Annotated in this window: 18 protein-coding genes and 1 pseudogene; 10 read left to right on the top strand and 9 right to left on the bottom strand. The window is 65.7% G+C overall.

All coding sequences use genetic code 11. The annotated features are described in order from the left end of the window. Nucleotides 1-46: 46 nt before the first annotated feature. On the top strand, nucleotides 47-1,426 hold the full coding sequence (locus tag AB1281_RS03120) for a PLP-dependent aminotransferase family protein (protein ID WP_430345026.1): 1,380 nt from the start codon (nucleotides 47-49) through the stop codon (nucleotides 1,424-1,426). Nucleotides 1,427-1,525: 99 nt separating this feature from the next. After that, nucleotides 1,526-2,200 carry a class I SAM-dependent methyltransferase gene (locus AB1281_RS03115; RefSeq protein ID WP_430345025.1) on the top strand — a complete coding sequence of 225 codons (675 nt, stop codon included), beginning with the start codon at nucleotides 1,526-1,528 and terminating at the stop codon, nucleotides 2,198-2,200. Between the two features lie 3 nt (nucleotides 2,201-2,203). Here AB1281_RS03115 and smqnr read toward each other — a convergent pair whose 3' ends face one another. After that, nucleotides 2,204-2,851 (bottom strand): SmQnr family pentapeptide repeat protein, encoded by a 648-nt coding sequence (gene smqnr, locus AB1281_RS03110; RefSeq protein ID WP_430345024.1) that lies wholly within the window; start codon nucleotides 2,849-2,851, stop codon nucleotides 2,204-2,206. A 159-nt stretch (nucleotides 2,852-3,010) separates the two neighbouring features. On the opposite strand from smqnr, the gene AB1281_RS03105 reads away from it, so the two are divergent. Together AB1281_RS03105 and AB1281_RS03100 are read left to right on the top strand one after the other, a co-directional pair. Then, on the top strand, nucleotides 3,011-3,787 hold the full coding sequence (locus AB1281_RS03105; protein WP_430345023.1) for a DeoR/GlpR family DNA-binding transcription regulator: 777 nt from the start codon (nucleotides 3,011-3,013) through the stop codon (nucleotides 3,785-3,787). Between the two features lie 11 nt (nucleotides 3,788-3,798). Next, complete coding sequence (locus AB1281_RS03100; RefSeq protein WP_430345022.1) at nucleotides 3,799-4,932, top strand: MFS transporter; 1,134 nt, start codon at nucleotides 3,799-3,801, stop codon at nucleotides 4,930-4,932. Nucleotides 4,933-4,941: 9 nt separating this feature from the next. On the opposite strand, the gene AB1281_RS03095 is transcribed toward AB1281_RS03100, so the two are convergent. From AB1281_RS03095 to AB1281_RS03085, 3 genes are all read right to left on the bottom strand, one after another. Next, entirely contained in the window at nucleotides 4,942-6,447 is a 1,506-nt protein-coding gene (locus AB1281_RS03095; RefSeq protein WP_430345021.1) for a PepSY domain-containing protein, read from the bottom strand. A gap of 11 nt (nucleotides 6,448-6,458) precedes the next feature. Next, a complete protein-coding gene (locus AB1281_RS03090; RefSeq protein ID WP_430345020.1) occupies nucleotides 6,459-8,597 on the bottom strand; it encodes a TonB-dependent receptor in 2,139 nt (712 codons plus the stop codon). A 129-nt stretch (nucleotides 8,598-8,726) separates the two neighbouring features. Next, complete coding sequence (locus tag AB1281_RS03085) at nucleotides 8,727-9,122, bottom strand: DUF2946 family protein (protein ID WP_430345019.1); 396 nt, start codon at nucleotides 9,120-9,122, stop codon at nucleotides 8,727-8,729. A 259-nt stretch (nucleotides 9,123-9,381) separates the two neighbouring features. Between AB1281_RS03085 and AB1281_RS03080 the strand changes: the two genes are divergently transcribed. After that, nucleotides 9,382-9,963: a hypothetical protein gene (locus AB1281_RS03080; protein WP_430345018.1), complete on the top strand. Its 582-nt coding sequence runs from the start codon at nucleotides 9,382-9,384 to the stop codon at nucleotides 9,961-9,963. 32 nt (nucleotides 9,964-9,995) lie between these two features. After that, nucleotides 9,996-11,093, top strand: a complete 1,098-nt coding sequence (locus tag AB1281_RS03075) for an XVIPCD domain-containing protein (RefSeq protein ID WP_430345017.1) — start codon at nucleotides 9,996-9,998, stop codon at nucleotides 11,091-11,093. 34 nt (nucleotides 11,094-11,127) lie between these two features. Here the strand turns inward: AB1281_RS03075 and AB1281_RS03070 are convergent, their stop codons facing one another. Continuing rightward, nucleotides 11,128-11,508: a tautomerase family protein gene (locus AB1281_RS03070; RefSeq protein ID WP_032127756.1), complete on the bottom strand. Its 381-nt coding sequence runs from the start codon at nucleotides 11,506-11,508 to the stop codon at nucleotides 11,128-11,130. A gap of 567 nt (nucleotides 11,509-12,075) precedes the next feature. On the opposite strand from AB1281_RS03070, the gene AB1281_RS03065 reads away from it, so the two are divergent. From AB1281_RS03065 to AB1281_RS03055, 3 genes and pseudogenes are all read left to right on the top strand, one after another. Then, on the top strand, nucleotides 12,076-12,492 hold the full coding sequence (locus tag AB1281_RS03065; protein WP_430345016.1) for a hypothetical protein: 417 nt from the start codon (nucleotides 12,076-12,078) through the stop codon (nucleotides 12,490-12,492). Nucleotides 12,493-12,524: 32 nt separating this feature from the next. Beyond that, the gene (locus tag AB1281_RS03060; RefSeq protein WP_430345015.1) at nucleotides 12,525-13,088 is read left to right on the top strand and encodes a hypothetical protein; all 564 of its coding nucleotides are present in this window, start codon (nucleotides 12,525-12,527) and stop codon (nucleotides 13,086-13,088) included. Nucleotides 13,089-13,116: 28 nt separating this feature from the next. Beyond that, a pseudogene (locus AB1281_RS03055) lies at nucleotides 13,117-13,359 on the top strand (GIY-YIG nuclease family protein); the annotation flags it as partial. A gap of 9 nt (nucleotides 13,360-13,368) precedes the next feature. Here the strand turns inward: AB1281_RS03055 and AB1281_RS03050 are convergent. From AB1281_RS03050 to AB1281_RS03035, 4 genes are read right to left on the bottom strand one after another with little or no spacing between them, the layout of a single operon-like run. Then, a complete protein-coding gene (locus AB1281_RS03050) occupies nucleotides 13,369-14,067 on the bottom strand; it encodes a hypothetical protein (RefSeq protein ID WP_430345014.1) in 699 nt (232 codons plus the stop codon). A gap of 9 nt (nucleotides 14,068-14,076) precedes the next feature. Next, nucleotides 14,077-14,823: a hypothetical protein gene (locus tag AB1281_RS03045; protein WP_087921713.1), complete on the bottom strand. Its 747-nt coding sequence runs from the start codon at nucleotides 14,821-14,823 to the stop codon at nucleotides 14,077-14,079. Nucleotides 14,824-14,846: 23 nt separating this feature from the next. After that, nucleotides 14,847-15,254, bottom strand: a complete 408-nt coding sequence (locus AB1281_RS03040) for a hypothetical protein (RefSeq protein WP_430345013.1) — start codon at nucleotides 15,252-15,254, stop codon at nucleotides 14,847-14,849. Between the two features lie 56 nt (nucleotides 15,255-15,310). Further along, nucleotides 15,311-15,820: a hypothetical protein gene (locus AB1281_RS03035; protein ID WP_198361061.1), complete on the bottom strand. Its 510-nt coding sequence runs from the start codon at nucleotides 15,818-15,820 to the stop codon at nucleotides 15,311-15,313. A 169-nt stretch (nucleotides 15,821-15,989) separates the two neighbouring features. On the opposite strand from AB1281_RS03035, the gene AB1281_RS03030 reads away from it, so the two are divergent. Beyond that, nucleotides 15,990-17,870: a DUF262 domain-containing protein gene (locus AB1281_RS03030; protein ID WP_430345012.1), complete on the top strand. Its 1,881-nt coding sequence runs from the start codon at nucleotides 15,990-15,992 to the stop codon at nucleotides 17,868-17,870. Nucleotides 17,871-17,873 lie beyond the last annotated feature (3 nt).

The raw sequence follows: 17,873 nt of genomic DNA, 5'->3' as shown, positions 1-17,873 counted from the left end.
CAGTCGCAAAGAACTGTACTGCCCACACTTCCACTACAGTGCTGCCATGCCACGTCCGCTTACCCGCATCGAATCGGTCATCCAGGCCGTCCGCCACCGCATCACCGCACGCGTGGATGGTCCCGGCTCCCGCCTGCCTTCGGTGCGCGCGCAGGCCGCAGCGATGGGGGTGTCGGTCTCCACCGTGGTCGAAGCCTACGAGCGCCTCGCGGCTGAAGGCCTGATCACGGCGCGCGCAGGATCCGGCTTCTACGTCAGTGGGCCCGCCGCACCGCTGGCACTGGCCGAGATGGAGCCTCGGCTGGACCGCGCCGTGGACCCGTTGTGGGTATCGCGGCAGTCGCTGGAAACTCCGCCGGGCCACCTCAAGCCAGGGTGCGGCTGGATGCCCAGCGACTGGCTGTATCACGATGGCGTGCGCCGCGGCCTGCGCCGGTTGGCGCGTGCCGATGCCATGCATCTGGCCGACTACGCCGGCCCGCTCGGCCTGCCCGCGTTGCGCCAGCTGCTGCAACGGCGAAGCGCCACGCTGGGCATCGATGCACCGATGGAGCAGATCCTGCTGACCGAATCCGGGACGCACGCGGTTGACCTGATCTGCCGTTTCCTGCTCAAGCCCGGTGACTGCGTGCTGGTCGATGACCCCAGCTACTTCAACTACCACGCGCTGCTGAAGGCGCACCAGGTACAGGCCGTGGGTGTGCCGTACACGCCCACCGGCCCGGACCTTGAAGCGTTCGAACGCGCATTGCAGGAGCATTCGCCGCGGCTGTACATCACCAACTCCGGCCTGCACAACCCGACCGGCGCGGTGCTTTCGGCCAGTACCGCGCACCGCCTGCTGGGCCTGGCCGAACGCAGCGAGTTGATCATCGTCGAGGACGACATCTTCGCCGACTTCGAACTGCAGCCGGCGCCGCGGCTGGCCGCGCTCGACGGGCTGTCACGTGTGATCCACGTCGGCAGTTTCTCCAAGACGCTGTCGGCGGCCTCGCGCTGCGGCTACATCGCTGCACGCCATGACTGGATCGAAGCGCTGACCGACCTGAAGCTGGCGACCAGCTTCGGCGGTGGCCATCTGGCCGCACAGCTGATGCACATCGCGCTGACCGACAGTGGCTATCGCCGCCACATGCAATCGGTGCGTTCGCGCCTGGCCGACGCGCGCCGGCACACGCTGCGGAAACTGCAGGCGCTGGGCATCACGCCATGGCTGCAGCCGGAGGCTGGCCTGTTTCTGTGGTGCCAGCTGCCGGATGGCCGTGACGCCGCCGCGCTGGCCCGGCAGTGCCTGCGCGAAGGCATCGTGCTGGCGCCGGGCAACGCGTTCAGCCAGTCGCAGCGCGCGGCCGACTATGTACGTTTCAATGTTTCGCAGTGCCAGGACGCGAGGATCTGGCAGGTGCTGGCGCGGGAGTTGCGCTGAGCGGGATGCAAGCCGGTCAGCGCAGGCGGGAGTGTCCCGCGGCAAAGGCACTTGCATGCCACGGTACAGTGGTATGTCCCCCGCCGCAGGAATCCGCGCATGTCCACGTTCTCCGATCCGCAGGCGGTGGCCCGCTATGCCGAAGCGCCGCTGCGCCAGGTACCCGGTTTCCTCGCGTTGCAGCAGATGAGCCGCCTGCTGCTGGCCGAACGCGTTCCCGCACAGGGCCGCGTGCTGGTACTCGGTGCCGGGGGTGGGCTGGAGCTGAAAGCCTTCGCCGAGGCGCAGCCGGGTTGGCAGTTGCTGGGTGTGGATCCGGCCGCGCCGATGCTGGCCCTGGCCGAGCAGACACTGGGCCCGTTGAACGCACGCGTTGAGCTGCTGGAAGGCTACATCGACGATGCCCCGGACGTACGCTTCGATGGTGCCAGCTGCCTGCTGACCCTGCACTTCCTCGACGCCACGCAACGCCTGCATACGCTGCGCGAACTGCACAAGCGACTGCGCCAGGGCGCCCCTCTGATCGTCGCCCACCACAGCGTGCCGCAGGATCCGGCCGGCAAGCTGCGCTGGTTGCAGCGCTACGCGGCATTCGCCGAAGCCTCGGGCGTTGCCCACGCCGATGCACAGCGCGCGATCGAGGCCATTGCCGAGCGGCTGCCGCTGCTGGCCCCCGAACAGGAAGTGGCGCTGCTGCAGGAGGCCGGCTTCGACGGCGTGGAGCTGTTCTATGCAGGCTTCAGCTTCAAGGGCTGGGTGGCGTACGCCGGGTGATGCCTACGGCACCACGGTGATGCCGATGCGCTGCATCAACAGCGCCACCTGCTGCACGTCCAGCGTAGCGCCACGCAGGTTGGTGCTGCGCAGGTCCAGCTCGCCCAGCTCGGAGTTGGTCAGATCGCAGTCGGTGAAGTTGGCACTGTTCCAGTCAATGCCCTCGAACTGGCCGCCGGCCAGGTTCGAGCCTGCGAAGCTGGCGCCACTCACATTCGCGCCATCCCAGCGGTTCTCCCACAGTTCGCACTTCTCCAGCGTGACCCGCGAGAAGTTCGCGTAGCGCAGGTTCGACTTCTTGATGAAGGCACTGCAGAACCAGCTGCGCGTGGTGATCTGGTTCATGAAGCTGGCGTTGCTGAAGTCCGCACCCTGCGCACGGCACTCGCTGATCTCCAGGCCCAGCGCCTTGATGAAGTTGAAGTGGCACATGCTGATGTCGCAGCTGCGGAAACTGGCTTCCTTCAGCGTGGCGCCGTTGAAGCGGCAGCCGGTGCGGCTGTCGGCATCGTAGAAACTGCAGTTGATGAACTCGGTGCCGGTCAGGTCCGCGCCGGAGAAATCGCACTCGTGGAACTGCTGGTCGACCACTTTCTGGCCGGTGTACTGGTCCGCGCCGATGCGCAGCTTGCGGTGAACGATGGGGGACATCAGGAATTCCATGCCAAGTGCCCTGCCATGATGCCGGGCCGCGAGGGCGATCCACAGACGCTGGCGCGGTCGGGTTCACCGGCAGTCCAGCCGTTCTGTCTCCACTCCCGCCAAATGCACGTTGTTGCACGTTAATGCACGAACGTGCAGACTTGCGTCATGAGCTCCGATCCCAGCCCCCTCCCCGCCCAGCGCACCCAGCAGATCCTCGAGGAACTGCACCAGCAGGGCCGCGTGGTCGCCGCCGAGCTGGCGCGCCGCTATGCCGTCTCCGAAGATTCGATCCGCCGTGACCTGCGCGAACTGGCCGCGCAAGGGCTATGCCAGCGCGTCTACGGCGGCGCCGTGCTGCCGCCGCCCAAGGAACGCCCACTACGCGAACGACTGACCCGCGACCGCGGCGACAAGGCCGAGCTGGCCGCCCGCGTCTGCGCGCTGCTGCAACCCGGCCAGGTGGTACTGCTCGACGCCGGGTCGACCAACCTGGCGATCGCCCAGCAGTTGCCGGCCGCTCTCGGGCTGACGGTGATCACCAATGCCCCGCAGATCGCCACCGCCGCCAGCATGCTTGAAGGTACCTCGGTGCAGCTGATCGGCGGCCGCCTGGCCAGCGGTGGCGGCGCGGTCGGTGCCGAGGCATTGGCCCAGGTACAGCGCCTGCGCGCCGACGTGTACCTGCCTGGCCCATGCGCGGTGGACGGTGACACCGGCGTGTGGGCGATGGATGCGGAAGAAGCCACGCTGAAGCGCGCGATGGTGGCCTGCAGCAGCCGTGTCATCGTCGCTGCCACCACCGAAAAGCTCGGTGCGCGCGGCAACTGGCAGATCGCCAGCCTGGACGAGATTGACGACCTGGTGCTGACCACCACCGCACCGCCCGCACTGGCGGCTCGCTTCCGCGCCGCCGGTATCGCGGTGCACCCCACGCCTCCCTGACCGTACCGCTCATGTCCCTTGCCAACCGCGCGCGTGCCGAACAGCACGCGACCCGCGCTGCGTTCTTCATTCCCGGCTTCGCCACCGCGCTGTGGGCCACGCTGGTGCCGTTCGCCAAGGCGCGTACCGGCATCAACGACGCCACGCTGGGGCTGGTGCTGCTCTGCCTCGGTGCCGGTTCGCTGCTGGCGATGCCCTTGTCCGGCGTGCTGGCCGCGCGCCTGGGTTGCCGCCGGGTGATGGTGGCCAGCAGCCTGCTGATCTGCCTGACCGTGCCCGGCCTGGCGCTGGCTGGTTCAGCCTGGACACTGGGCCTGGTGCTGTTCGTGTTCGGCGCCGCCGTGGGCGCGATGGACTGCACGATGAACGTGCAGGCCGTCATCGTCGAGCGCGAAGCACGGCGCGTGATGATGTCCGGCTTCCATGCCTTCTTCAGCATCGGTGGTTTCCTCGGCGCGGCCATCATGACCGTGCTGCTGTCCGCACAGCTGCCCCCCTTGGCATCGGTGATGATCGGCGTTGGCGCCATGCTGCTGGTGATGCTGCTGTCGGCTGCGTACTGGCACAGCGAACGCATGCCGCACGACACACCGATGCTGGCCCTGCCGCACGGCATCGTGCTGTTCATCGGCGTGCTGGCGTTCGTCGCCTTCCTCGGTGAAGGCGCGATGCTGGACTGGAGCGCGGTCTTCCTCAGCGATGTGCGTCGCGTCGATGCCAGCCTCGCCGGCATCGGCTATGTGACCTTCACCCTGACCATGACCGTGGCGCGCCTGTTCGGCGACGCACTGGTGGCGCGCGTAGGCCGTGAGCGCGCGATCGTGTTCGGCGCACTGCTCGCCGCCGCGGGCGTACTGGTACTGACCCTGGTCACGCCATGGCAGGCGTCACTGCTCGGCTATGTGCTGGTTGGCCTCGGCTGCGCCAACATCGCACCGGCGCTGTTCTCGCTGGCCGGCCACCAGACGCGCATGCCGGGTGCGCTGGCAATCACCGCCGTTTCCACGCTGGGCTTTGCGGGCATCCTTGCCGGACCGGCGCTGATCGGTTTCGCTGCCAACCACTTCGGCCTGATCGCTGCGTTCATCGGGGTCGCGATGGCCTTGCTGCTGGTGGCGGTGTCCACGCGCTGGCTGCGGGTGTAGCCCGCGGCATCAACGCCGCCTGCGCCGCAGCTTCATCCGCAATCGCCGATAGCCGATCACCGTCGCCGTGGCACACAACGCGGTTCCAGCAGCGCTCAGCAGCAGCAACACCGCCAGCCGGGCACCCTCCTGGCGCAGCATCGCGGGCAGATCCCAGCTGTGCAGGAAGTAGAACAGCCAGCGTCCCACCCGTTCCCGATGCCCCATCGTCAGCAACGGATCGCCGGTAGCCAGATCGAGATAGACGCGCGTCGCCTCGGCATCGCCGAAGTCCACCACCGCCACCGGGAAGCGGCGTACCGCTGCACCATTCATGGCCTCGGGCGCACGCGGATAGAAGTAGGCGTCTGCTGCACGCTGCACCACGAAACCCTGCATCGGCGCACCGGACAGCGCACGCACCTTCTGCTGCAGCCACGTCGCCGGCAGCAGGCGCGCCACCTGCAGATGCCCATCGCTGCCGGACACGATGCGGGTCTCGCCTTTCCCATCCAACAGCACCGCGAACAGCTCGCCCCCGATGCGGCGCCACTGGATCTCGACCGGTTGGAAGCGCTCAGCCTCGGCCACTGCCATGAGCTTCGCCGGCTCACCCAGCGCGCCATCCACCGCCACCACGCCGCCACGATAGCGCCCGCTGTCGATCGCCTCGCGCGTGCTGCTGAAGACCCCCAGTGGATTCATCGACATCAGCCCGCTGAAGATCCAGGTGAACACGAAGGCCGCAGCCACCAGCCCGATCAGATGGTGCCAGCGCATCCACGGTTCGACGTACGGTGTCTTCGCACCGGAGCGGTAGCGCCCACGGAAACGCCAGCGCCACACGCCCACCACGATGCCGCTGACCGCCGCCAACGTGCACAGCGCGGACAACACGATCACCACCCACGTCCACACCGGATCCACCGACTGCATGCGCAGGAAGTACAGCCAGTGCAGCCAGGCGCCCACATAGTTCCAGCGCTGCTGCACATGCGGTGCGTCCAGCACCACTTCACCGGTACGCGAGGACACATACAGGTCGCCCGGCTGTGTACCGCCCACCTCGACGCGATACAGCGGCCGATGCACATCCAGCGCGCGCGCATGCGTCCAGCGGTCCTCGTCCACGCGCGTCGCACCCACGAACGCCTGGCCGCCGGCGAACTGTGCAGCGGATGCTTCGGCGCGCTGTGCCGACACCGGCAGCAGCGCCTGGCCGGTGTACGCCGACCAGGCGCCTACGTTGCTGCCATTGCGCACCACATACGCAGGCTCGCCACGCAGCGTGGTCAGCGCCACGCTTTCCGGCTCGGCCTGCACGGCGGCAGGCAGTACCGACAGCCCCCGCAGATCGCGGGCCTCAGCCAGCACCGGCAATGCCGCCAGCCGCTCGCCCGGCGTCAGCTTCGGGTAGCCGATGAACAACATCACCATGCCGCTGACGAACCACAGCAGCATCAGCAGGCATCCGCCGATACCGAGCCAGCGGTGCACCAGGTAGGTCCAGCGCTTGGCGGTGGATCGCAGCGACATGGTGCGCGTCCTCAGAAGCGATGGTCGACGGTGAACTCAACGCGACGGTCCGCACCCAGCAGCCACTGCGTGCTGGTGTAGTACGCGGTGGCGTAGTACGCCTTGTCGAATACGTTGAACAGCCGCGCGGACAATCGCGTGCGCGGTGCTGCCTGCCACGTCAGCGCCAGGTCGGTGGTGCTGTAACCGGGCAACTCCAGCGTGTTGGCATTGTCGGCGTAGCGCTTGCCAACATAGCGAACGCCACCCGCCGCGCTCCAGTCCGGCGCGAACTGCCAGCTCAGCCACACACTGGCCAGGCGCTCGGCCACGTTCGGCGGCACGTTGCCATCGCGCGACACCAGCATCGGCGGCGAACCCGTGGTTTCCAGGAAGTCCTCGAACTCGGCCTTCAGCACCGTCGCGTTGGCATCCAGCGTCCAGTGCGGCGCGACGTTCCAATTCAAGGACGCTTCAATACCGCGCGAGGTCTGCGCGCCCACCTGCACGCGGCGGTCCGGCACCAGTGGGTCGCGGCTGAGCAATCCGGTCTTGCGGATGCGATACGCCGCCAGCGTCCACTCGCCGCCATCGAAGGCCTGCTTCAGGCCCACTTCGATCTGCCGCCCCTTGGCCAGGTCGAAGGCGCCGTTGGCCGGGCTGATCATCAACAGGCCACTGACCGGGTCCGCCGCCTGCGAGTACTGCGCATACAGGCTCAGCGTCGGCTGCAGCGCGAATACCGTGCCTGCACGCCAGCCGGTGCTGCTGTAGGTCTTCGAGAACGCATTCTGGCCGCTGATCAGATCGGTGCGATCAATGCGCGCGCGGTCGTGGCGCAGCCCACCCAGCACCGACCAGCGCTCGCTCAGCGCCAGCCGGTCCTCCACGAACAACGCGTACTGTTCGGCGCGGTTGCGGTAGCGCGGCAGATTCGGCGCGTCGCTGGCGAACTGCCCCGGCACCGGATCGAACGGATCGACCGGGCCCGAGCTGCCGGCATAGGTGTTGTTGGTGTGCTTGAAGTGCGCGCGGTTGGCGTCCAGGCCCACCGCGAAGCTGTTCTGCAGGCCACCTGCGGTCCCCTGCACGCGCAGCGTCGAGGTCAGTCCGGTCTGGTCCTGGTTGTGGGTGATCTCGGTATTGCCCGAGCGATCGATCAAGCCGGTGGCGCGGTTGTAGACATAGGCCTCGGCATTGCGCCAATCGCGCTGGCTGTCGATCTGGTAGAGGCGCGTGCGCCATTCGACGTTCGCGGTCGGCGTCCACAGCGCATCGAGCTGGGTCCAGCGGTCGCGGTAGCGGATCTCGCTGTCATCCACGTTGTAGTTGCGGTGGCGCAGCGCCTCCAGCTGGCGGCCCTCGACCAGCGGCGTACCGAAGTAGCGCATCGGCTGCTGGTAGCCCTGCGCATGGGTGAGGGTCAGCTGCAGGTCCGCGCGCGGCTGCCACAGCAATGCACCGGAGAACGTCGCGTCGCTGTTGCGCCCGCGGTCGACCCAGCCACCGCTGTAGTTGCCACTCACATCCAGCCGGTAGGCCAGCTCGGACGTCAGCGCGCCACCACTGCCGAAGCCCAGCCGCGCGGTGTCCTCGCTGCCCACGGTTACGCTGATCTCGTTCTCGATGGCACCGCGCGAGGGCTTCTTCGGCACGATGTTGATCACGCCGCCGATCGCACCGTCGCCATGGATGACCGAGGCCGGCCCGCGCAGCACTTCGATGCGCTCGATCGACCAGGTATCGAACGGGAACGTGATGCCCACGCCGCCGTACTGGCGCAGCCCGTCGTACAGGCGCATCACCGAAGCGCCATCGGTGAAGCCGCGGCTGGACAGCGCACTCAGGCCATTGCCCGGGTGCGGCATCGCACTGATCGCACCCGCCCGGCTGATCGCATCGTTGAGGTTGCTGTCGCCGCGCTGCTCCAGTTGTTCGCGCGAAATCACCGTCAGGCTGGCCGGTGTCTGCAGCACGCTCAGGCCCAGCGCGGAACCGGCGCTGGCGGTGGATGACAGCTCGCCGCTGCGGGTATCGACCACGCGCACAGTATCCAGCGTGGTCGGTGGTGCCGCATCGGCGGCAAGTGCGGGTGCGGTGTGCAGGAGCAACGCGCACAGGACAGGCAGCGTCGCCCGGCGCAGGCGCGCGGAGGTGGGGTTCGTTTTCATTTGTTCACGGCATGCAAGACCACCCCGCAATGGCAGGGCAGCAATCAGAAAGGGACAAACACGCGCGTGCGGGCACCGGCCGTGGCCGGCAACCTCATGGAAAGATGTTCAATGCAACGCGCGTGCGGCTCAGGCGGCCATCGTGGCTGGCGGCCCACGCGCTCCCAATGTGCCGCTGATCCGCTGCGGCAACGCCCGCACCGCACCGCGCAGCGCGCGGCACACCGGCGCCATCGGTGCCAACAGCAACACTGCCGCCACCAGCAGGGTGATCAACCGCGCAGCGATCAGGCAGTAATCGCAGTCCACGCCCATCTCATGGTCGGCATGTGGGTCTGCGGGCGGCTTCTTTGCGGCGTCGCCGTGCGGCATCGCCATCGCGTGATGGTCGTGGTGCCCGTCCATCGCGTGCTGCGCATGCTCCGCGTGCATTGCGTGGTCCATGGCTGCCACCGGCGCAGCGGCAGCCACGTGACCGTGCGCCAGCCAGCGGCTCACCAGCGGGGCGAGCAGCACCAGCAGCATGGCAAGCCATGCCAGGGCCTGGAACCGGCGGTGGAGAGCAGAACGGCGCACCCGGCCATTCTACGGGGCCACGGTCAACCTTGGACCCCGTTCAGGGTTTGACCCCTGCGACACGGTGACGCAGGCCCTGCCTGCTGCGCCAACCTGTGGGCTGTGATGTGAACGCGCCGCATGGCGCTCCCGGGCTCCCCGTGCTTGCGGGCCCGGCATCGCGAACGTTAGGGTTCAGGGGCCACGGCAAGGAGCCAGAGGAACCTGCATGACCATCCCCATCAAGCCCCGCCTGCGCATCGGCCTGCTTGGTCTGTGCGCGCTACTGCTTGCCGCCTGTGCCGACAAGGGCCCTCCCCCGCCGCCAGAGCCGCTGGAACTCTCACAGCCCATCGCCGTGGACGCGCCCGGCCAGCAGGTGCAGTTCGAGTTCGAAACCACGGCGCGCAATTTTGCCAGCTACCGCACTTATGCGGTGGAACTGGAACTGCAGCGGCGAAGTCCAACCACAACGGGCACGCCCGATATAGCAAGTATCAACATCCCATTCGAAGTATCCCTGCAGCGTCGGGAAGGCACTACCTGGCAGGAGATTGCGACACAGGACAGCTATCAGGCACGCGCGCGCAACGGTGTTGAGCCGCTCCCCTCGTGGCACCACTCTGAGAGCTGGCGCTATGCCTCGCTCGCATCAGGCAGCGACGGCAGCTACCTCCTGAACGTGACAGCGCTGCCGCTGGAGCTCGGCAGCAGATACCGGCTGCAGATTCAAACGGTCCATGCCATATCAGGACTGCAAGACTATTCGGCAACGCTAGTCGTGCACGCCTCGCGTCCTGCAGGGAAGTGACACCATTCATTCGAAGGAACGACGGAGTTTCCATGAACAAGCCCCGCTACAGCCTGGACATTGTCATTGCCGCACCCGGCACCCCACTGCTCGATCCCGATTCGGGAAAGCAGCAGCTGACGCCCGATGGCATTCCTGATACTTCCGGGCCTGGCCACATGTTCTATGTTCTGCACGCTCCAGGTAAAGCGGCGCAGAGTTTCGGCTTCGCACCCGTCGAGCATGGCAGCATGAATGGTCCCGGGCGCATCGTCAGAGACGACGTGAAAGTCTATAAGGACCCCGCCCATGTCCGTACCATCGAAATCACCGAAGCCCAGTACAACAAGCTCAAGGCGTTCGGCGATGATCCAGTGGCGCACGGCTTCAGCAAGCACTATGCCGACGTGCGTCACAACTGCGTGGACTTCACCTGGGGCGCATTGAATCATGCGGGTATCCAGCGCAAGCAGAGCCTGGACGTGAACAGCATCGGCGGCCCTGTTGGGCAATTGCTGCCCGATGTCCGCATTCCGCTGGGCGTCCAGTCACAGGGCAAGGACGGCTATCGTCCGCTGCGCAACATCCATGGCGTGGACAGCATTGAGCCCCCTTTCCCCAACAGCGAACTCAACCGCACCATCACTCATCCCCTGCCCGAGCGCAGCTTGAAGCAGCGTCTGCTCAGCGAAACCGATGGCATTGATGGCCCCTTGGGCGAGCGTCTGGCTGCGGACGCGCGCGCACCGGGGCACAGCCTTCATGCCTTGGACCAGAAGGTGCGCACCGCACTCGCCCAGGCCAGCGAACAGCAGGGACTGCCCCCCGGACAGGAGCATGAACGCCTGGCCGGCCATCTGACCCACGCGGCGGTGCAGGCCGGCTTCAGCGAAAAGGACACGCTGCACGTGGCATTCAGTTCAAACAGCACCGCCGAGGTACCCGGCTACGTATTCCTGCATCGCAACGGCGACACCGCCTCGCCGGACCCGGCCGCCAATCGCCAGCGTCTGTCCCTGCTCGATACGCAGCTGGGCGACGCCGATACGCTGTATCAGCAGGCCAACGTGCAGCAGCAATCCCGCGACGCAAGCCGGCTGGTGCAGGACGAGCAACAGGCACAACAGCAGGCATCGCCGCGCATGGCCTGACCAAACCGCGTCAGGCGCAGACACCGTTCCCGCATCAACTCACGTACTGCGCCTGACCGTTCCCGAAGGACCAGTTCTCCTTCTTCACTTCCACCAGATTGATGAACACGTCTTCGCGGCGGATACCCACCGCCGCATGCAGGCCATCGGCAATGCCCAGGTACAACGCTTTTTTCTGCTCCAACGTGCGCCCTTCGTTCCAGGTGATCTGGATGCAGATGAAATCGTCGGTGCGATCCACGCCCAGGTAGCCGGGATCGTAGATCAGCGTGTCCGGCGCGTGTTCCTGAAAGATCTGGAAGCGGTCGTTTTCCGGCACGCCCACCGCGCGCATGGCCTGGTAGATGGTTTCGCCGACGCGTTGCAGGTAGTCGGCGGATTTACCTTTGCGAAGATCGATACGGGCGAGCGGCATGGTGGCACTCCAGAGTGGATGGGCACGGCAACGGGCTGAGACTACGCCTGCCCGGGGCGGCGGGACAGCGCAGGGATGGAACCCTCTGGCTCCATGCGTGGCATGGTCCCGTCTCCGCCGCGCGGGGTGACGCGATTGCCGTGGCGGCGCCGCTCTGGAGTCATCTCGTGCACGGTCGGCAGGGGCGGCGATGTGCGCCATCAGTGATGGGCCGCACTACTCGCGGGTGTCGGACGGCACACAACGGGAAATGTCTGGCCTGCCTAGGGACAGTTGAGAATTTTCCTTACAGACCGATGTGATTGCCCGGCTTGATGATCGCCGCGCCGAGGCAAGACGTCTTGGCCGGGATTGGCGTCTCGAATAAACGAACAAGCTCACAGGATGTTGCGATAGCGATCGCAGCAAAGAGAATGCACCGATTGCCTTCAATGGCGGGCGGTGCGTGGGGATCGCAAGATCCGCCGGGCTTTTTCTCCCTGTGAGCTTTTCTGCCTTGGTACGCCAACCCGCACCGTCCGCCACCTTCACTCCGGAAGGTGGCCCCACGCCAGTGAGGGTTACACCATGACCAACAGAAGCATCTCCCACCCGCGCCTGCACGCCCTGATCGGCGACGTCATGCATGAGGTTCCCGCAGCCATCGCACGCGAACTCGAATGCGCGTTGCAGGAACAAGGACTGCCCTCGCAGTCGTCCACGTTCCTGTCCTGCCTCAACGCCATCCGCCACGCTGATGGCGAAGACGGACAGCCCTGCCGTGGTATCGCACTTGGCGCCAGTCTCCACGCGTCCCTCAGCCGTTCACTGTCCGCGCTGGGCGTGGTGCTGGACCTGCTGCACGCTGCCGAACGTGTACGCGTGGGCGGTGGCTCGGACCAGCAGTTGGGCGACTTCCACACCGACGGCCTGATCGTGGCGGCGCGGCAACTGGTGCGCGAGGCCAGCCACTGCCTAGCAGGCGGCGCAGCCTCACTGGCTTGACTACAATCGCGCAGGGAATGCAGGAGACCGCCATGGACGCCGAACACCTGGAGTACTTCAAAGCCGCGCTGGAAGGCCGCGCGCAGGTGGGCTGGAATATCTGGTTCGCCGCCAACCAGCAACTGCTGGCGCAGCAGATCAGCCGCCCTGCACTGCTGCGCTTGAAGTTCAGCAAACTGGATGAAGCCGAGCGCCTGCTCGCCGAGGCCGGCATCGTGCCCCGCAGCACAGCGGGCAAGCGCTACGAAATGTACTGCGCGCAGTTCTCGGCGGACGTGGTGGACGCGAACGGTCGCCCGCTGCCGGCCACCTGGCGCGCGGCGCACGGCGGTGCCATCGGCTTGCTTGCCGATGGCGAGCACGAAGCCGGCCAGGCCAAGCTGCTTTCGGAGTTCCGCCGCGTCCGCAAGCGCGGGCTGCAGCAGGCGCACGAATGGTTGGGCGATCTGTGCTTTGAAGGCGAAATGGAACTGAGCGGTGGCAACGCCGATGTGGGCCGCAACCTGCTGGCGGTGGTGGTGCAGGCGGGAAGCGGCTACGACCTGCTGGAGGGCACGGCGATGATCGCGCGCGAGCTGCTGGACAGCCCTGGCTGAAGGCCGAAAAACCCCAGGCAACAAAAAAGCCCCCATTAAGCTGTCCAACCTCAACCTCAACCGCACCCGCTTGGAGAACCTGTTCCACCGCATTTTCCAGGAAGCCCGGTTGGATCTGACGATCGAGGACCGGTTCGGCAACCCGGTGAAGCCGCGCGAGTGGTTCCTGGCGCCGCTCCACGTCATCGACGAAGCGGTAAAACGCATCCAGGACGGGACGATCACCGATTACGTTTACGACCCATCGCAGGCGGCTTTGGTGCATCGCTGACCGTCGGGCTCAGGATCGATCCCTGAGCTCGTCGTTCACCGCGTTGCCGATGGTCAGTATCAAGCCCTCTTGCCGCTGGTATTCGTCGATCAGCGTGGGACGAACCCACTTGATGGGATAGGTCACCCCGTCGTAGGTGAAGGGGTTGAATCGCAGGCCGTGTTCGACCGCGTCCGACTCGAAGATCACCGAGTAGGACACCTCGACGATGGAACGGTGTTTGGAGTGGTTGCTCAGAGCCGCCAGGTAGGTGAAGCCCGGATCGTCCAGTAAGGCGCTCAACCCATCCTTGATGGGCCCCGCGACGAGCTTCTTGCTCACCTTGGACCAGGTGATGTCGCGCTCCTTCTCAATGCGGGTGGCCGGGTCCAAGTTGGTGCCGAGAACGTAGTAGGCGAAATGGACCATGTTATCGACGACCGCGTGCATGTTCTGGACGCAGGCAACCGTGTGCGCATACGCCTGAAATCGCGCGGTGCTGAACTGCCGATCGTCGGTGTCGAACGCCCCCAGGAGCGCGGCAGTCAACTCGAAAGCTTCGTGGCCCTGGAGGACACCCTCCATTCGGCCTTTAGCTTCGTTGAAGTGGTAGCGGCTGAACTCGCGCCGGTCGCCGATGGTTCGCAAGCACTGCTTGACTGTGCGCAGCTGCTCTTCGCCGAACAGCCGCTCCACGTGTCCCCGAAGCTCTTTCAAGTCCCATTTCATCAGCGCACCTCAAGGCGAGCGTGCAAACAACCGATCGACTTCCGCGCGCTCCTCATCCGAGTAGGGCTTGCCCAGGTATTTGCCCGAGTAGTCCATCGCGCCGGTCAAGAAGTAGTGCGCGACTTGGCTGCACGCGTTAATGGACGTGTCCAGGTAGATGCAAAATGCAAAGCCGGCTTGCGGGGCAAGCATACCCATTTCCTCCAGCACGGCGCGCAGCGCCGTGAGGTCTGAGAACGGGCCGATGTGCGCGTCCATGCCTTTGGGGCGCAGCATGGCGAACCCGTCTAGCGTGGGGTGCCCAGCCAGCGTGGAGAACTTGATGTAGATAGCCTCGCGCCGGCTCTTGCCCAAACCCGCGGCGTCGTCGAGGATCTTGCGCACGGCCGCGGGACCGAAATCCCGCTTGAGCGTACGTCGGTCCGCCTTGCGCCACTTTTCGATGAGCGCGCGGTCCACATGGAAGGCATTGACCAAATTGGTGGTCTCCACGATGTCGCGCAGGATGAGCGTGGCCGCTTGGTAATAGCCCGATGCCATGAGCTTCCACGCGGTGGCAAAGCCGTTGAACGTGCGGATACCAAGGTGGCTGATGGTGCGTTCGTCGTCGTCGGCCTGGTAGTGCTGGCGCAGCATGTCCATCACGTCCATGGCGCGCTCGGTGATGCCCAGGTGGTCGGCCAAGTCTGGGTTGGTTTCGACCAGGCGCACGGCGCGCTGGCACAACTCCTCTTCGCCCTGGTGCAGCAACAGCATGTTGGCCGGGACTCGGGCCACGGTCAGCCACCGATGACCGTCACACCGGCCAGCGCGTCGCGGTCGTCCTCGCGGCGCCACATCAGCGACAGTATCCCTTCAAAGCGTTCCAGCTCGACAGCGCCGGTGCCGGCGCGGCGATACGTGGCCGGGTCGTCGAGCACGTCCAGCACCCCAGCCCCTCCCGTGCCGTCCTCGCCCACCGCGACGTGGGTTTCGTAGATGCACGTGCCGGTCCACGAGCGCCAGCAGCGCATTGCGTGGCCGTCGAGCCAAACGGTCCAGCGATCGTCCAAGTCGCGCGGCCACAGACCTTCTCGCAGCCGCGCCAGCTCGTCGGCCGAAAACATGTGGCCGCAGCGGATGAGCCAACGGGCCCGGGTCAAGGCGGGCAACTTGGCTTTCCAGGTGGTGGCGCGGTCAATTTTCATGACTTCATTTAGTAGGTGGTCGGACTGGGCGGCAAGATCGCATTCGAGAGGCGGCGTCAGTCTGGCGGATATGGCCTGAGCACCCGACGGTCCAGCAGATCCAGCAGCAGTCCGGCGACTTCCCGGGCGGCCACCGTCCATTCCTCGTCGTCGCCCTGGTAGGGCTCCTGCAATGGGTCTTGCTTGCCGCCGTGGAAGAGGTTGTTGCGCACACGCCGCATGGCGATCACCAGCGCTTCGGCGTCGTTGCGTGGCAAGGGGCTGTCCTCGTAGTTCGCGCTCCAGGTGCCGTCGGCAGCCACTTGCACGAACTGCACCTGCGGCCGGTTGCGCGCTCCACCCAGCAGCTTGGCCCACGTTGACCCGGACAGCTGGTCGAGGAAGTCCGCCGGCTCCAGCGCGGCCACCGCGCGATCAACGGCCGGCCAATCCGCCTTCGCTTTTGCCCGCTGATTTCCTAGTGGATTGCCATCAGCCGCCAGAAAACCCGGCGTGCGTTTCAGGGTGAACTCCAGCATCCCGAAGGCACGGAGCAGAGCAAAGGCGCTGGCATCGGAAACGGGCATAGCCGCATCATAGCCGAGGGCTGCACCTCGGTGGCCTAGCTGGCTGGTCATGCCTGCCTTGGGGCCGGCGCGCGCCTCGCACTCTGACTCAGTCCTTGAGACGGGACCGGGGCAACCTAGGTCGCGGTAAGCTAGCCGCTGGGGACAGCCACAACCAACAGGGGACCACTTGGACGCGAACACCCGTCAGCTCAAGGCCATCTTCGATCCCAGCGTGAACTTCCAGGTGCCGCTTTTTCAGCGGCCCTACGTGTGGGCGGAGGGCGAGAACTGGAAGCCGTTGTGGGAAGACATTCTGGCGCTGCTCGATAGGCATCTGCGCACCGGGGCTGCCCGCGCCCACTTTCTGGGCGCAATCGTGTTGGAGCAACTGCCCAACCCGGCCGGGTCCGTGGAAGCGCGCCAGGTCATCGACGGGCAGCAGCGTTTCACCACGCTGCAACTGTTCTTGATGGCGGGGCGCAACTTGGCAGCTGAGCACGGCGCCGAGCGTTACGTGGGGCGCTTCACGGGCTTGGTGGAGAACGACGACGACCTGGTGGAAGACCCCAGCGAGAAGTTCAAGCTGTGGCCGACCAACAGCGACCGGGCGGCGTTCAAGACCATCCACGCGAGTTTGAACCTGCAAGACCTGGAGAAGGCAATGAAGGGCAAGCCCGAGCTCGCCCGCAGCAACCTCGTCGGCGCTTACCGCTATTTTCACGCCCGGTTGTCCGACTGGTTGAACGGGAAGCTGGACGACGTCGACGACACGCCCGAGCTGGTCAGCAAGACGGTCGCCGATCGCCTGGAAACGCTGTGGCAGGTGGTGAATCGCGGCCTGCAGCTGGTGGTGATCAATCTCGACAAGGAAGACGAGGCCCAGGTCATCTTCGAAACCTTGAATGCCCGCGGCACCGAGCTGTTGCCGGCCGACCTCATCAAGAACTACCTGTTCCGCAAGGCGCTGAACCAAAAGGCGGACGTGGAAGCGCTCAACGATCAGCATTGGACGCGCTTTGAAGGTGGGTTCTGGCGGGAAGAGGTTAAGCAAGGCCGCATCACTCGCCACCGCATCGATCTCTTCATCAACCACTACCTAGCCCTGATGACCCGGGATGAGGTGAAGACCTCACACCTGTTCAACGCCTTCAAGGCCTTTGTGGAGTACGCCGAGCCGATGCCGGGGTCGCTCATCCCGGTGCCGGCGGACGCGGATGGTCACATTCGCCAGCTCTCCCGCTACGCCGATGTGTTCGAAGCCTTCCACCGTCCCGACGACCACTTGGCCTTGGCCCGGTTCCTGCGCAACCTGGAAGCGGTAGACACCACCACCGTTTACCCCTTCTTGCTGCACGCCTATGCGGAGCTCATGCCCGACGACCAGACCGAGTTCGACAAGGTGCTGGCGGTGCTTGAATCCTTCCTCATGCGTCGGCTCATCACCAATTACACGAGCAAGAACTACAACCGCCTGTTCGTGGATCTCATCAAGGCGGTGGAGAAGGGAGGCAGCCTGACGGCCAAGGCCGTGGCCGAACACTTGGGCAAAGGCGCGGGAGAGAGCACCAAGTTCCCCATCGACTCGGAGCTTTTGACCGCAGTGTTCGAGTGGCCGCTCTACGGCCGCATCGCCCAGTACAAGGTCCGCGCGGTCCTGGAAGCGCTTGACGCCGCGGCGCAGTCCACCAAGAGCCCCGTGCTGGCCATCCCAACCAACATGACCATCGAACACGTGTTGCCGCAGACGTGGCAAACGCACTGGCCATTGCCGGCCGAGGCGAAGGCGGACCCGGTGGTCGAGCAAAAGGCCATCGCCCGGCGCGAGGTGATGCTCAACACCTTGGGCAACCTAACGCTCATCACGGGGGCGTTCAATTCGTCACTGCAGAACGCGGCATGGTCGGCCAAGCGGCCCGAGCTGTTGAAGTATTCGAAGATCAACCTGACGCAGTATTTCCACGGCCCCGAAGCGGACGACTGGCACGAGGACGCCATTCGCAAGCGCACCGAGCACTTGTTTGGGTTGTTGCTCAAGGTGTGGCCGGACGCCAGCAAAGTCGCCGCATAGGAG

This window comes from Stenotrophomonas sp. NRRL B-14846 (genome assembly GCF_050473585.1).
GTDB lineage: Bacteria > Pseudomonadota > Gammaproteobacteria > Xanthomonadales > Xanthomonadaceae > Stenotrophomonas.
The sequence above is the reverse complement of the archived record's forward strand: the minus strand, read 5'-3'. Positions and strand labels throughout refer to the sequence as shown.